Raw genomic sequence first — 15,011 nt, 5'->3', positions numbered from 1 at the left:
AGGGATCAAGCATGACCCAGCTGCCGGCCCCACTGCCATCACGTGCTTCACGAAATATCCGCCACAGCCCTGAAAACGACCAGCCCTGCACCCGGCCTGGCGAATGGCCCATCGGTGACGAACCGTTGGAGGTGGCCACCGAAGGCTGTCGCTTCGTCGGCCGGCCATGGTGTCCCCCGTTCGTCTCTCTTCTGAGAAGAGGGCGTTGTCGGTGGGTGCTGACAGGGTACGTGCATGACAGAGAGCGAGAGTGCCCGCCTGACGCGGATCCTGAGCGGGTTGCCGACAGCGGCCCGAGAACTGCTGTTGGGGACGGACTGGGAGTCTCTCCAGCACGCCTACGGCTCCGGCGAGGACATACCACTCTCTCTGTGCTCCCTCGTGGACGAAGATCCCGAGGTTCGGTCCGAGGCGTTGGCCGCGTTGGACATGGGCGTGCTGCACCAGGGCTCGCTGTACTCCGTCACCGCGCCCGCGGCGCTGTTCGTCGCCGCGATCCTCGACCACCCCGTGAGCCTCACCGAGCACGAGGGGCACTTCCCGTGTGACGACGGGCCGCCACGCAGCCTGCGGGCCGCCCTGCTCGTCTGGCTGGGGCAAGTTGCCGAGTCAGCCGCCTACGGGGAGGATCCGGTGCGCGACCGAACCAACTGGCAGTGGGAACCCTGGCACGACGAGACGCGACGCGAGTACGCTCCGGACGAACTCGCCGCCCTGTACGCGTGCCGGGAGACACGCCCCACGCTGTACGACGCCGTCGAGCCGTTCCTCTCCTCTCCGGATGCCCACGTCCGCGAGGCCGCGCTCGGCGCCGCATTGCCACTCCTCCTCGCTCCAGAGCTCGCCGACCGGGTGCCGTGGGCCGTCACGCTGCTGCGGGCACGGCTGGGCCCCGCGGCGGGGCGAGGGGAGCGAGCGAGTGTGGCGCGGGCCCTCGGCGTGTGGCGGATCGACACCTCTGACCTGCTCGACGACCCGGACCCGGCCGTGCGGGTCTGCGCCGCGCTCGGTCCCGCCCATGTTGATCGGCCACGCGCTCTCGGCGTCCTCCTTGACGCCCTGCGGGACCCGAGAACGACGGACGGCTGGTTCCCTGAGCCTCTGCCAGGACTCGACGGTTGGTTCCGGTTCACCGTGCTGCGCTCCGCGCTCGCCCTAGCCGAAACCTTCGAGGAGGTGGCACCAGTGGCGGTCGCCATTGTGGCCGCCGGCGGCACGTCGGTCACCGACCACGAACGCGGACCGATCCTGCTCAGAGCCTTCCCCGGTGGCTACGACCCGACCCACCCGCTCACCGCCGCCCAACGCGCCCTGTTGCGGGCCTTCGTGGACACCGACGAGACGACGGGCAGCATCGCTGGCAACTGGTTGTGGTTCCGCACGGCCGGGCTGCCCGAGAACCGGGAGGGCATCGCGGCGTTGCTGTGACGTTGCCCGCCACCGAACCCTGCACCCATGACGCTCCCCGCCCCGAACGAGATCCGAGGCGCCGACTGCAAGCAGTGCCACCCGTCCCCGCCTGCCCCCGACGAACTTTAACTGGCGGTCCTGGGGGCTTCTCGTGGAGATCCCCATCGGTCGCGAGCTGCTGCGGCGGGCGGCATGTGTCGAGGGACGGTGGGTCAGGGAGTAGGTGACGTGAAGGTGATGCCGACGTCGCCGGCGGACGTCGCAGCGAGGGCCACCACCTTCCAAATGGCAGCGGGGACGCCGTCGCGTGGGCCGTCCCACGTGTCGTTGAGGAGATCTACTGACAGTCCCACAGATATGCCGTCTGGCCCCTTGGCCGAGAAGCTGACCTTCTGCGCCACCCAGGGGCTCTCCCCCGGCGAGGCAAACTCCACGAGGGCGTGGTAGGCGACGAAGTCTGTCCCGTCCTGGGTGAGGATGAGCGTGCCCTGCTGAAGATCCAGGCCGACATGGACCTGTGGATCATCCTGCGACACAACGGGCTCGCCGTTGGCGCTCCAATCCATGTTGCTCTCCAAGGGAAGGTGGGGCCGTGTGCCGAGCATCGCAGCTGACTGTCCTCCGTGGGAGACGGCCATCCGTACTCGCGTCTGCAGACCTGTCAGCAAACGACCATCCTTGAGAGCAAGAGTCTCTGGACTGAGGTTGCTTCGCGGCACGTTCCCGCGCGCGGCTGGTGCTCGACGGGTCTGAAATCACCGGTGGGACGCGATCGCGCCGTACGCCGCGTCTACACCGGGGGGCCTCCGCCCGCCAGCTTCGCCAGCCACGGATGCCCCGGGTGCACACGCTGCAACCAACCACCCAGGGCATCCCTTCGTGTCCGGCCAAGCAGCGGCAGCACCCCGTCGAAGTCCACGAGGTCCTTGGGCCGTGCCGCCTTCGCCTTGAACAGCAGCACCAAATCCGGTACCAAGTACGGGATCCCGTCCGCGGTGCGCTCGATGACCGCGTCGTACGGCAGCCGCAGCGCTTCGTCCCGCCGACAGATCCACATCCCGTCCTTGTGCGGCTCGCGGAAGACGTCGAACAGGAACTGCCCACTGCCCGGATCCCGCACCCAGGTCTGATGCGTGGCCGCCAGCACGTCGCCTCCCGCTCCTTCCCACACCCGGCCCGAACCCACCGCATCGAACGCGAACTCCGGGAAGCGGTCCCGGATCTCCGCGAACCCCGCCGCGGGTACCGCGATCTCCAGATCGCCGTGCGGTCGCGTCTGTTCCCCGCGAAACAGATCCAGTGCCCACCCCGCCGCAACGCACCAGGGGGCACCGACCCCGTCCAGCCGCTCGGCGACTTGTTCCGGCCGCCAGGCATCTGCCCAACGGGCCTCCAGTTCCTCCGCACCGAGCACAACGCCACCGGGTGGCAGGGATCCAGTCATCGGCCCAACGTACTGCCGCCATCCGACCCGGGTCCGGTCTTTCTCCGCTGCGGCGGCTTTCCCCACGGGCGAGCCATGCCTCTGGCCGGTTCGCCCCCGCTCGGGCGGAGTTGAATCTCTTGATCGGCTCGCGGAGCACCGACGACCCGTAGCCGAGGCCCCCTGCCCGAATCGAGGGCGCGCGGCGAGTATGGCGCCATGCGCCTGATTCTGATCCGCCACGGCCAGACCCCCGCCAATGTCGCGTACACCATGCACACCACCATCCCCGGTCCCGAGCTGACCCGCCTTGGCCGCCAACAGGCCGCCGCCTTGGTCGGCACCCTGGCCAACGAGAAGATCGACGCCCTCTACGCATCCACCCACCAGCGCACCGAACTGACTGCGGCCCCGCTCGCCGCGGACCGCGGACTGCCGGTGCTGATCCGCGACGGAATCCGGGAGGTCTCTGCCGGGCACTGGGAAGGCGCCAGCGACCACGCCTCGCACACCGCGTTCCTGAGGCTCGTCTTCAACTGGCCCACCGATCCGACACCCCGCGTACCCGGAGGCGAGAGCGGCCTGGAGGTGCTGGAACGGTTCGACAACGTCATCGACGAGGCCGTCCTAAGCGGCCTGGAGACGGTCGTGATGGTCAGTCACGGCGTGGCGATCCGCGTCTGGCTGGCCGCCCGCACCGACAACTTCTCCGTCCACGACGCAAAGAAACGCGAGTTGGACAACACCGGTGTCGTGATCGTCGACCGCAGCGCTGAAGGCGCCTGGCAGGTCGTGTCCTGGGCCGGACTGCCGGTCGGACCATCCAGAAACGAGCCGCAGGACAGCGGACCGCTGGGTCAACCGGTATGAAGCGATCCCTTGGCGGCACGTGCTGACCTCGCCCGGTGGTGCCGCAAGGTCCGCCTTCCCGAGCGGGTGTACCTGGCCGAAGCGGACCAGGGCCTTGCTCTGGATCTGGCGGAGAGCTCCCACCGGGCCTTGCTGCGGGCTCGGTTAGACCGCGACGGCACGGTGATCCTGCACCCCGCTCCCCGCGCCCAGGACCTGGGCTGGACCGGCGGCCGGGCCCACGAAGCGGTGATCCCCCTGGCCGCAGTCCAGAACCGGGCCCCGGTGCGAACAACGACAGCCCCCGTCGTCAGCCGCGAGCACGGGCACCTGCCCGGCGGTGGGAACCGCCTCTATCTCCATCTCCACGGGCGTCGCGACCGGCAAAATCCCATCTTGACCCGGCATCTGCCGGCGCTGCTCAGGGAACTGGGCGATCCACTCTGCTGGTTCATCCGCTATCCCGACCCCGACGAACACCTCCGCCTTCGCCTTGTCTGCGAGCCCGACACCCTTGGCGCGGTCTTCGAGCGCATCGGCACGTGGAGCGAACAGCTCCGCCGCCGCGATCTGATCACCCACACCAGCGTGGAGACCTACCATCCGGAGACTGCGCGGTTCGGCGGCCCTGCGGCCCTCGACGCGGCCGAGCTCCGGGTGGCCCTGGCGACGCTCCCTGGACAAGCTGGTGACCGCCTTCCTCAACCGGCCAGATGCCCCGGGCATGGCCGTCTTCGACACGAGGCTCGGACTCACGCTGCTGGACGTGGCCGGCTCACCCGAGGACCCGGCCGCACGCCTGGTGGTGGCCAACTTGTACCGCAGGGCAGTCAGAACAACCGATGGTTACGTCGCCCGAGAGGCCTTTACGTACCCACTGTTCAGTGTCCTCGCCACCGGACAGGAGCAGAATGCCTGCCGCGCGCTGCTGCACGCCTGCGGGCTGGAATCCGGGACGCTCCCCGAGTACCTCAGCGAGCTACTCGCAGCCGCCTTGATCACGAGTCACGGGGTCATCCGCCGCAGCGTCGGCTTCCCAGAACACGCTTGCCCAATTGGGGAAAAATGATCTCTATCTCGCGTGGAACGCCCGGCATCCCCGGAGTTGGGCACCTCACCACGTGGCCCGACTCACGACTTCAGCTCGCCGGCCGCCCGACGGGAACCCGCAAGGCTCCGCCGCGCGACACGCCAGTCCTCGATCGGGTGCTTCACCTCGCGCGAGTGAATCGAAAACGAGATCACGGCCGCCAACCCCACCTCGGCCCGCCCGCACACATGCAATCGAACTTTCGAGCGGCAGATCGCACTCACGACACCGTTACGAGGCACGGATGGGCCCAGTTATCCGAGCACCTGTCCGGTTCGCCGATCAAGGAGGCCACATGAAGCGTCAACGAGATGTGACTGGAGTTCACCTTGTGTTCGAGCGACCCCATCCCTGCCCCACACGGACGCGACGACATCGCGCCGCGTTCCTGGCCGTCGCTCTCGTCGCGGGAGACCCGGATCGGAGGCGGGTGGCGTGAACCAGCACACACAGCCCCCTGCCACATTGCTGGCCTGGGTCGAGCATTTCGTCGAGCCGATCGACTTCGTGCAGGACGCGTCGATGCCCCGGAGCAACTCCCGGGTGTGGCGCATCACGTCAGGTCGACGCTCGGTGTTCTTGAAGATCTCGCCGACCCCGAGCTTCTTCGCCCGTGAGACGCGGGCATACCGATCCTGTGTCCCGGCATTGGAACCGCGCCAGGCGCCCCGCCTCCTTGCTTCCCGTCCCACGCACCTGGCTCTGCTCCTGACCCAAGTACCTGGCGAGCCGATCAAGACGCTGCCCCGTATCCCGTCAACGCACGGCGCGATCCACCGGCAGGCCGGAGCCTGGCTACGGAAGTTTCACGGTGAACAGGAACTCGTCCGGGACGAACGAGGCGAGGCCCTCGCCGAGCTGGCGCGTGCCGCGCAGGGAGCCGAGCGCCACCTGCAGGACGCTGGCACCCTGCTCACCGAGCCCGAGTACAAACTCGTTCGTTTGCATGCCGAAGCCTTGAACGAGCTCGGCCCATTGCCCCTCGGCTTCGTACACGGAGACTTCCAGGAACGGAACTGGCTGTGGCACACCGATGCCCGCCGTCTGGGAGTCATCGACTACGAACGCTCCCGCCCCTATGTCCAGGTCTACGACTTCATCAAACTCGCCGGAGGCCCCTGGGCCGATGATCCGGCGCTGCGGAACGCATTCTTCGAGGGCTTCGGCCGCGACCTCACCTTCGATGAACACCAGGCCCTGCGCTGCCTGGGCGCGCTCGACGCGGCGAGCGCCATCGCGTGGGGATCGGCCCACGGCGACCACACAATCGTGGAACGCGGCCACCGCACGCTCGCACGCCTCACCGCCGGGGAGGAACTGTGACAGAGGCATCACAGCGATACCGCACGATCGTCGATGTCCTGGCCGTACTGCAGCGCTCGGACGGACGCGTCCTGCTGGTACGCCGCGCAGCGGATGCGGAGTACGCGCCCGGACTGCTCACCGTTGTCGGAGGCCATCTCGAGGACGGGGAAACGGTCTCGGCCGGCGCCCTGCGCGAGGCCCACGAGGAAGTCGGAGTCACGGTCGACGAAGAGAACCTGGAATTCTGCGGGTTGATCCACTATCGCGGCGAAGCGGGCGGCCGGCTCGGCACCGTCTTCATGGCGCAACGCTGGCAGGGCGAGCCGTTCAACGCCGAACCCGACAAGCACACCGGACTCGTATGGGCACAGCCCTCCCAGCCTCCTGCCGACTGCCACCCCTACACCGCCGCCGTCCTGCGCGCCTTCTCTGCGGGATCCCTGTACACGCCGGTGAACTGGGCACCGGCAGCGACGGAGGGGCACCAATGAGGCTGTTGCGGCACCCTCGGATGGAGAAGGCCACCGTCTCCAGCTCGGAAATGGAGCTGTTCGGCGGGCCGTTGCGCTACGACTCGGGGTGGAGCAAGCACGAGTACTCCCGCCTCGACCTCACCTTGTGGGGTGCGCTGAAGTCCCTGCCCTTCCTCATCGGGCGAACCGTCGCCCTGGCCTGGCGCACCGACCGCCGCTCGCTGATCACCGTCGGCGTCACGGAAGTGGGCCAGGGCATCGCTGCCGCGGTCAAACTGGTCGCCATCAACGCCGTCTTCGACGGCGGAACCCTCACATCCGACCAAGTGAAGGCGATCCGACTGCCGCACGAGGAGCTGTCCGAGTACGCGTTCCTCGAAACCCGGGACGCGGTACAGCGGCTGCGCCCCGTGGATGGGCAGATCATGCTCGCCGCCTACCGTGCCCGACTCGGAAACACCGCTACCGCCCACCTCGCCGACGGCCGGCACCTCTTCGACGTGCCGGCGCTGGATCGACATGACGTCCACGTCCGCTACCGCCCTCTGTGGGACAGCCCCTTCAACCGTGCCCCCGTCCCTGAGCGGCTCGCCGTGCAGCAAGCCTGGGCGTGGTGCTTCGTTCCCGACGGCCGGGTCGTCCTCGTCGCCGACCCCGGCCCCCGCGGTGCCTTGCCCATGCTGCCCGGCGGCACCGTGGAGATGACCGTCAGGTCGCCCGAGGTCAGCCTCCACCGCGAAGCCGCCGAGGAAGCCCAGCACACCCTGAATGACCCGGTGCGACTGGGCTGGGTGCTCGATGAGGCAGGCGAGGTCTTCGGCGGAGTGGGGCCCAGCGCCAGGCTCCGCCTCGCCGCCCGTGTCACCGGCATCGGGCCGGCGGCCGTCGACCTCGCCACCGGCCGCCCGTTCGCCCGCCTTCTCGCCACCCCTGCCCAGGCAGCCGCCCTCCTGGGATGGGGCTCGCCGGGAGCGCGGCAAGCCCAACTCGCCGCTGAAACGGCACAGGAGCGCTGGGCCCTGCCCGTCGCTCGCCCCGCTGCCATCGAGGAATTCCGCGCGGAGGGGATGCGGCTGAGCTGACACGAACGACCGCCCCACCCCGTTCCGCTTACCGCCGCTGTGAGGTACAACCATGCCGCTGTCGCACCCCCACATCCGCACCACCGTCGAGACCTACCTCGCCCACCACCCTCACGAGCGACCACAACTCGGCGGCCTCCTGGAAGCCCTCGACCGGCCCGCCGACATCGCCAGCCGCTCCACCTTCTCCGGACACGTCACTTGCGGCGTCGTTCTCGTCGACCAACTCGGCCGCGTCCTGCACGTGCTGCACCTGGCGAGCGGGAGGGTTCTCGCGCCCGGCGGGCACACAGAACACGACGACGAGTCCCTGGCAGGGGCGGCGCTGCGGGAGCTGTACGAGGAGACCGGGATCCCACCCGAGGCTGTGGTGCCGTGGCCCGGCTATGAGGCCGTTCCCTTCGACATCGACATCCACGACACCGACGCCCGCCCGGGTGAAGGCGAACCCGGCCACCGCCACTTCGACTTCCGCTTCCTCTTCCGCCTGCGCTCGGGCGACCCGGTGTCGGTTGTGCTGCAGGAAGAAGAAGTCGGCGGCATCGAGTGGCGGCCTCTGGACCAGGTGACCCAGCCCTCCCTGCGCGAGAAGCTCCTCAAGCTCACGCCCGCCGTCGACCTGGAGGCCGCCAATGCCTCCGCTCTGATCTACAACGACCGCGGTGAATACCTGCTCCACCTGCGCGACTATTTCCCCGGCCGGATCTGGGAGCCGGGCATGTGGTCCCTGCTGGGCGGCGGCCGAGAATCCCAGGACGCCACCCTGGAACACACGGTGCGACGCGAACTCGGCGAAGAAGCCGGACTGCACATCCCCGACCTGACCTTGTTCGGCACCGAGGAGGCGGTTGACGACGCCGGTGTGACCCTGCCCATCGCTATCTACGCCGGCAACTGGAACGGCGATCCACGCGAACTCCACCTGACGGAAGGAGTGATGCTCGCCTGGTTCGCTCCCGATGACCTCCTTCGTCTGCGCATCACGCCTTCCACCAGCGACCTGGTGCGACGTCATGCCGCCACCTCGCAGGCCGTCGCGCCCGCGCTCGGCTCCCTGGCCGGTCACCCTTCAGAGACCGAGCGCCGACGGGCCTCTCCCACCGGCACCGTCCTCAACGTGGTCGGCGTCCACCTTTATCTGGAGCGCCCCGACGGAGCCGTGCTGCTCGGGCTTCGCCATCCCGATTCCGGGTTCGCGCCCTCCACTTGGCATGCCCTGGCGGGCCACTGTGAGCAGGAGAGCGCCATCGCGTGTCTGATCAGGGAGGCGCGCGAAGAGGCCGGCCTTCTGATCGAGCCGCATGATGTCGAACTCGTCCACGTCGTCCACCTCGTCGACCGAGTCGGGGATCAGCCTCGCATGGGGCTTTTCTTCCGCGCGCGGGTCTGGAGGGGCGAGCCGCAGCTATGTGAGCCGGACAAGTGCACCGAGTGGAGATTCTGGGACCCGGCCTCGCTCCCGGAGGCCCTCGTCCCCTACACCCGGGGCGTCATCGAAGCCATCCGCGCCGGTCACCTCTATTCGGAGATGGGATGGGCGTGAACTGTCGCCGCACGGTCCAAGAGGACTTTCGGCGTCGCATCCCCGCCCTGAGCCCGTGGGGCCTGGCCGTCTGAGCCGGCACCCCCGTCTGCTCTCCGTCCGTGTACCTAGCGCTTGCACTCACCGTAAGGACTTCGCCGTTGTTCACCACGCAAGATGAATGGAATCGCGGCTACGCCGAAGGCCGCCGTTACCGGCCCCTCGCCGATGACGAGCGATCGTTGCTCGCCCAGCACGTGCCCGTGCCCGACGAGGGCCGCGCTCTCGACGTGGGATGCGGTGCCGGCGAACTCGCCCTGTACTTGGCGTCCATGGGCTACGCCGTCGATGCCGTGGACTGGGCCGACGCTGCCTTCCCCAGTACCGACGCGCATCTCGACGATCCCTCCCACCGAGCCGTCAGCTGGCAGCAGCTGGACATCGAGCGTGCCAACCTCTCGACACTGCACTCAGACGGCTACGACCTGATCGTCCTGCGGATGGTGTACGCGTTCCTGCGCGACCGCACGCGCCTGACCCGCACGCTGGGCGGCCGGCTGCGCAAGAACGGTGCCCTCGTCGTCATCACGCCCCTCGCCGCGACCACCCCCGCCGAGCGGCGGGGCGTGGCCCTCGACGAGGACGAGGTCGCCCACCTGATGAGCATGTGGGGCCAGGCACAACGCTTCGACGCGACCGGCATGGCCGTTCTGGTCCTGCGCGGGCTGAAGAAGCCCGCCGTGCACATCACGAGCATCCCTCCCCCACAGCCGAGTTCGGTGACTGAAGTACGCACTGTGGTCACCGACGCCCAGGGCCGAGTCCTGCTGGGCCGTTCGCAACAGGGGTGGGAGCTGCCCGGCGCATCGGCCGTGCCGGGAGAAGGATTCGAGGACACGGCGGTGCGCGCCCTGGCCGAGCAGACCGGCGTGGTGGCCGAGCCGGGCGACGCGCATGTCCTCGGAGTGCACCTCGATGCCCCGGGGGGCCTGGCGAGGTCGAGCATCGTGGTCCGCATCTCCGCTCACACCGGGCAGGACCAGCATCTGAAGCCGGAGCAGTTCGGGCAGGTGGGCTGGCACCCGCTGCACGCCCTGCGCCGTCTTGACCGGCTGTCGGCCGCCGACGCTCGGGCTCTGGACCTCATCTGGCCGGGGGTCCTTCCGTACGTGCCCTCCGCGCCCATGTATCTGGTCGACAGCGTCTGCCCGCCGGTGCCCGGGGAGCCGGTTGAGGCGGTCGAGCGGCGCGAGCGGATGGCTGACCGGGTCATTGCCGGCGGCTGGGCTCCCTCCCTGCCGGTTCAGCGGGCGCTGCGTGCGGTGCCGCGGCACCGTTTCACGCCCGAGAGCCCTCTGCGGACCGCGTACCACAGCGACCTGGCCGTAGTGACCGAGCACAACAGCCTTGCCCAGCCGACTAGTTCCGTGTCCGCGGCCTGGCTCCAGGCCCGCATGGCCGAGTACCTGCGTCTGACCGAGGGGATGACGGTTTTCGAGGGCGGATCGGGCGGCTACAACGCCGAACTGATCGCGCACATCGTGGGCCAGGCCGGCCGCGTGATCACCGCCGACCTCGCCCCATGGGTCGTGCGCCGTACACGCCGGCTGACCGGTGAGGCCGGCAGCGGTCGCGTCACCGCGCTGCTCGGATCTGCCAGCGACGGCGCCGCCGAGCACATGCCCCGCGGTGGCTTCGACGCGTCGGTGATCACTTACAACTGCTGGGACATTGCCCCCGCCTGGCGCGACCAGCTCGCCGACGGCCGTTATCTTGTGCTCCCGTTGGAAGTGCACGGGTACACGCGTGCCACCGCCTTCCGCAAGCAGGGCCGGGTGCTGCGGGCCACGGACTTCCAGTTCTGCGGGTTCGTCCGCGACCGCGGTCCCGCTGCCCGCACCGTCCCCGTCGTCGACCTCGCCTCCGGCGAACTGCAACTGCGGTTCCCCGACGGCGCACCCGCCCAACCCGCCGGTCTGGACGAAGCTCTCGCGGGCGCGCGCCACGAAGTGGCCACCGGCGTGAGCGTGGCCGGCAACGAGTCGTTCGAGACTCTGCAGCTCTTCCTCGCCACCACGCTGCCCGGCTTCTGCCGCCTCGCCCGCAACCGTGAAACAGACAGTGGCATCACCACGCTCCCGGGGGGCTCGGACGCCGCCGCGATCACAGTGGACGACTCCCTCGCCTACCTGACCCTCATCCCCGTCCAGGAAGGCCCCACACCCGAAGAGCGCCGGGCAGAGTTCCTGGCCCACGGCTTCGGACCCTCCGGGCGCGCCCTTGCCGAACAGCTCGCCGCCGCCGTACGACGCTGGGACGCCCACGAACGCGCCCGTGGATACCCCGAGTTGGCGGTGCATCCCGCCGGAACTCCGGACGGCGAGCTGCCCGCAGGCCACGTGGTGGACAAGACCCACAGCCGGCTCGTGTGGACCTGGCGCTCCGACGTCGCCGACACCCCGGCCCTGCAGCCTGAGAAGGTGAACGCCCATGAGTGATCCGGTCCCCGAGCTGATCCTGCCGCAGCACCGGCTGGGCCTGTACGAGCGGTATTACGCCCAGGTGGAGTCCGGCCGCAAGACCATCGAAGTCCGGGTGCGCACGCCCCGGATGACACGCGTCGCGGTCGGCGACGTGCTTGTGTTCCATGGCGAGGAGTCGGGGCGCGAACTCGACGTGAGGGCCACGCGCATCACGCCGTACGCCTCGTTCGCCGAGCTGCTCGCCGCGGAGGACACCTCCCGCATCGACCCCGACGCCACGCGCGAGGAGCAACTCGCCAACCTGCGCCTCATCTACCCGCCCGAGAAGGAGGCGCTGGGACCGCTCGCGATCGAGTTCGATCACCGGCCGGCGCTCGCGGGCCAACCCATGCCGCTGTCCGCCGAGGCGTACGTCCAGACCGTTCCGCACCACACGGTGTACGCCTGCTTCTACGTGCGCGACGACCACGAACGGCCCGTTCAGCTGCGCTCGGTGTACGGCGGTCGAGCCTGGCAGTTTCCCGGCGGGAACACCGACTCCGGCGAGGACCCTCTGGAGACCGCGCGCCGTGAGACCGCCGAGGAAACCGGGCTCCAGCTCGGCCAGGGCCACCCCCGCCTGCTGCTCATGCACTACCTCCACCCCGGGCCCCGCTGGCCCATGGGCAAGATCGGCTTCATCTTCGACGGCGGCACCCTGACCGCCGAGCGGCTGCGGCAGATCCGCCTCGATCCGGCCGAGCACGACCTGTGGGCGATCCATGGCCTCGACGAGTGGCAACGTCTGATGGGCAAGAAGGCGTTCGCCCGCCTGGAGGCCGTCGAACGCGCCCGCGCCGGCAGCGGCCCGCACTACCTCGTCACCGGTCCCGCCTGACCCCACCCCTCCCCCTCTTGGAGTTCCCATGCCTGTCGAGGCGTACCCCAACCCCGAGACCTGGACTGCCTACGGCCAGTTCCAACTCGACCGGTCCTACATGCCACCCCTGCCCGAACAGCTGCGCTGGGGCTTCTGGGACGGCGTCGGCCCCGGCGACGACGTACTCGGCCCCGTAGCCGGAAAACGGGTCCTGGACATCGGCTCCGGAGCAGGCCACTACGCCGTCCACCTCGCCCGGCGTCACGGCGCACGCGTCGACGCGGTCGAACTCTCACCCACCCAACACCGGCGCGCCACCGGGCACTTCGGCGACGTACCCGGCGTCCGGTTCCTGAACGCGGACGTGATGGAGCACCTTCAGAATTCGCAGCCGTACGACGCGGCGTACGGCATCTGCACGCTGGCCGGAATCGACCCGCACATCTCACTGCCCGCGCTCCGCAACGGACTGCTCCCCGGCGCTCCTCTCGTCTTCTCCGTGCTGCACACCAATCTGCACGGGCACGGTCCCTCTGCCACCGTGGCCCCGCGCGAGGAGACGGTCGGCCTCAAGGGCATGGAGCGACAACCGCTGCAGACCTGGGTGCTGACCACGCAGGTGTGGGAAGACCTCCTGACGGACTACGGATTCACGGTGGAGGCGATCACCCAGCTCCCTGCGCCCGAGCCGGACAACCCGGTGATCTGCCAGCTCATCCAGGCCCGCCGCAGGACCGTTCTGCCCGCGCAGATCACCAGCCGTCCCCGCACACGTCGCCCGCCCGTCCCGCACGCGGCGATCGGCGTGGGCGCCATCGTTCTCGGCGACCGCGGTCTGCTCCTGGGCCGCCACCAACGCGGCACACTCGAGCTGCCGGGCGGATCCGTCGAGGTCGGCGAATGCCTGGAGGAGACGGTCGTGCGCGAGCTGGCCGAGGAGACCGGCATCTCCGCGCGACCCCAGGACATCGTGCTCCTGGGCACCCTCGTCGATCACGTCGGCAACGTCGTACGCGTCACCGTGGGCGCCCTCGTCACCGCCTGGCAGAACGAACCCGCCACCCAGCCGGACGAAAGCATCGGCGACTGGGCCTGGTGGCCGCTCGATGAGCTGCCCGACGGGCTGTTCGAGTGCAGCGCCCAGATCCTCGCCGCCTGGCGCCCCGACCTTCCCATCGACCATCCGCCGGCGCACTTCACCCCCTACGCCCGCCGCACGACGCCGTCATCCGACTCAGGAAGCGCGGGTACATGAAGCCGTCCCCGCGTACGAGCCTGTGGCGCCACCGGGACTTCCGCCTCTACTGGACGGGCCAAGCCACCGATGTGCTCGGCTCCTCGCTCAGCTCGGTGGCCATCCCGCTGGTCGCGGTCATCACGCTGCACGCCACGACCTGGCAGGCCGCCGTGCTCGCCGCCGTACAGAAGACACCGCCCCTGCTGTTTGCACTGCCTGCCGGCGCCTGGTGCGACCGGGTCCGCAAGCGCCCCCTGATGGTCGCCACCAGCCTGGTCTGCGCAGTGGCGATGGGATCCATTCCCCTGGCAGCCGCCTTCGGCAGGCTGACCCTCACCCAGCTGTGGGCGGCGGCCTTCGTGGTCGGCTCCTGCCATGTGCTCGGAGCATCGGCGGGCCTGTCCTACATCCCCCAGCTTCTGCCGGAGGACCGACTCCTGGAGGCCAATGCCAAACTCGCCAGCGCCAATACGCTGGCCGACATCGGCGGACCGGCCCTCGCCGGAGCACTGATCGGCGTGATCGGCGCCGCCCGCGCGGTCGCCGCAGACTCCGTCTCCTACCTCGTCACCGCCTGGTGCACCCTGCGCATCCACACCCCCGAGACCGCCCCGCCCCCACGCACAGAAGCCCCCTCACTGCGCCGCGAGATCCGAGCCGGCCTCGCCTACACCTGGCGCCACCCCGTCATCGGCCCCCTCGTGACCACCAACGCGATCACCTCCACCGTCCTCGCCGGCACCAGCGCGATCTGGGTCGTCTACCTCATCCGCGAACTCCACTGGTCGGCACAGGCATTCGCGCTTGTCATGAGCGTCGGCGCGAGCGGCGGATTCCTTGCCTCGCTCGCCACCCCACACCTCACCGAATGGCTCGGGGCAGGCCGGGTCATGATCACTGCACTCACTCTGGCGCCCACCAGCCAGCTGCCGCTCCTCCTCGCCCATCCGGGACTCGCCGGTCAACTCACCGTTGGTGGAGGCTTGTTCGTCCAGCTCTTCGGCGCGGTCACGCACGGCCTGACCCAGCGCACGGTCCGTCAGCGAGCCTGCGCACCTGACATGCAGGGCCGCATGCAAGCAACCGGCCAATGGACCGCTTTCGGGCTGCGCCCCTTCGCCGCGCTGCTCGCAGGATCCGCTGGCACCGCGCTGGGGTTGCGCACCACCTTGGCGATCGGCGCCTGCCTGCTCGTACTGCCACCACTACGGCTGGCCCTCACACCGATTCGCGCCCTGCGGTTCGCCACCGTCCCCTGACCGACGACCCCGCCCGGCG

Annotated in this window: 13 protein-coding genes and 1 pseudogene; 12 read left to right on the top strand and 2 right to left on the bottom strand. The window is 69.4% G+C overall.

Going from position 1 to position 15,011, the window contains the following annotated elements:
* The first annotated feature begins 234 nt into the window (after nucleotides 1-234).
* A complete protein-coding gene (locus tag OG707_RS41895) occupies nucleotides 235-1,428 on the top strand; it encodes a HEAT repeat domain-containing protein (RefSeq protein ID WP_329127465.1) in 1,194 nt (397 codons plus the stop codon).
* 194 nt (nucleotides 1,429-1,622) lie between these two features.
* Here OG707_RS41895 and OG707_RS41890 read toward each other — a convergent pair whose 3' ends face one another.
* The gene (locus OG707_RS41890; RefSeq protein ID WP_329127463.1) at nucleotides 1,623-1,976 is read right to left on the bottom strand and encodes a hypothetical protein; all 354 of its coding nucleotides are present in this window, start codon (nucleotides 1,974-1,976) and stop codon (nucleotides 1,623-1,625) included.
* A gap of 224 nt (nucleotides 1,977-2,200) precedes the next feature.
* On the bottom strand, nucleotides 2,201-2,854 hold the full coding sequence (locus OG707_RS41885) for a nucleotidyltransferase domain-containing protein (RefSeq protein ID WP_329127462.1): 654 nt from the start codon (nucleotides 2,852-2,854) through the stop codon (nucleotides 2,201-2,203).
* Between the two features lie 198 nt (nucleotides 2,855-3,052).
* Here OG707_RS41885 and OG707_RS41880 point away from each other — a divergent pair, with 198 nt between their 5' ends.
* The 11 genes and pseudogenes from OG707_RS41880 (at nucleotide 3,053) to OG707_RS41830 (ending at nucleotide 14,992) form a co-directional block, all read left to right on the top strand.
* Entirely contained in the window at nucleotides 3,053-3,703 is a 651-nt protein-coding gene (locus tag OG707_RS41880; protein WP_329127460.1) for a histidine phosphatase family protein, read from the top strand.
* 66 nt (nucleotides 3,704-3,769) lie between these two features.
* Nucleotides 3,770-4,273, top strand: a pseudogene (locus OG707_RS41875) (thiopeptide-type bacteriocin biosynthesis protein); the annotation flags it as partial.
* Between the two features lie 97 nt (nucleotides 4,274-4,370).
* A complete protein-coding gene (locus tag OG707_RS41870; RefSeq protein ID WP_329128251.1) occupies nucleotides 4,371-4,751 on the top strand; it encodes a hypothetical protein in 381 nt (126 codons plus the stop codon).
* A 456-nt stretch (nucleotides 4,752-5,207) separates the two neighbouring features.
* Complete coding sequence (locus OG707_RS41865; RefSeq protein WP_329127459.1) at nucleotides 5,208-6,095, top strand: aminoglycoside phosphotransferase family protein; 888 nt, start codon at nucleotides 5,208-5,210, stop codon at nucleotides 6,093-6,095.
* Nucleotides 6,092-6,568, top strand: coding sequence for an NUDIX domain-containing protein (locus OG707_RS41860; protein ID WP_329127458.1), 477 nt, complete (start codon nucleotides 6,092-6,094; stop codon nucleotides 6,566-6,568). Before OG707_RS41865 ends, OG707_RS41860 begins: the two co-directional genes overlap by 4 nt.
* Nucleotides 6,565-7,632, top strand: coding sequence for an NUDIX hydrolase (locus tag OG707_RS41855; RefSeq protein WP_329127457.1), 1,068 nt, complete (start codon nucleotides 6,565-6,567; stop codon nucleotides 7,630-7,632). Before OG707_RS41860 ends, OG707_RS41855 begins: the two co-directional genes overlap by 4 nt.
* A 52-nt stretch (nucleotides 7,633-7,684) precedes the next feature.
* On the top strand, nucleotides 7,685-9,175 hold the full coding sequence (locus OG707_RS41850) for an NUDIX hydrolase (protein WP_329127455.1): 1,491 nt from the start codon (nucleotides 7,685-7,687) through the stop codon (nucleotides 9,173-9,175).
* 140 nt (nucleotides 9,176-9,315) lie between these two features.
* Entirely contained in the window at nucleotides 9,316-11,652 is a 2,337-nt protein-coding gene (gene fxlM, locus OG707_RS41845; protein ID WP_329127453.1) for a methyltransferase, FxLD system, read from the top strand.
* The gene (locus tag OG707_RS41840; RefSeq protein ID WP_329127452.1) at nucleotides 11,645-12,514 is read left to right on the top strand and encodes an NUDIX domain-containing protein; all 870 of its coding nucleotides are present in this window, start codon (nucleotides 11,645-11,647) and stop codon (nucleotides 12,512-12,514) included. Before fxlM ends, OG707_RS41840 begins: the two co-directional genes overlap by 8 nt.
* 28 nt (nucleotides 12,515-12,542) lie before the next feature.
* Nucleotides 12,543-13,751: a bifunctional class I SAM-dependent methyltransferase/NUDIX hydrolase gene (locus OG707_RS41835; RefSeq protein ID WP_329127451.1), complete on the top strand. Its 1,209-nt coding sequence runs from the start codon at nucleotides 12,543-12,545 to the stop codon at nucleotides 13,749-13,751.
* Nucleotides 13,748-14,992: an MFS transporter gene (locus OG707_RS41830; protein ID WP_329127448.1), complete on the top strand. Its 1,245-nt coding sequence runs from the start codon at nucleotides 13,748-13,750 to the stop codon at nucleotides 14,990-14,992. Before OG707_RS41835 ends, OG707_RS41830 begins: the two co-directional genes overlap by 4 nt.
* The last annotated feature ends 19 nt before the right edge of the window (nucleotides 14,993-15,011 follow it).

This window comes from Streptomyces sp. NBC_01465 (assembly GCF_036227325.1).
GTDB lineage: Bacteria > Actinomycetota > Actinomycetes > Streptomycetales > Streptomycetaceae > Streptomyces.
This window is presented reverse-complemented; position numbering and strand designations above follow the sequence as displayed.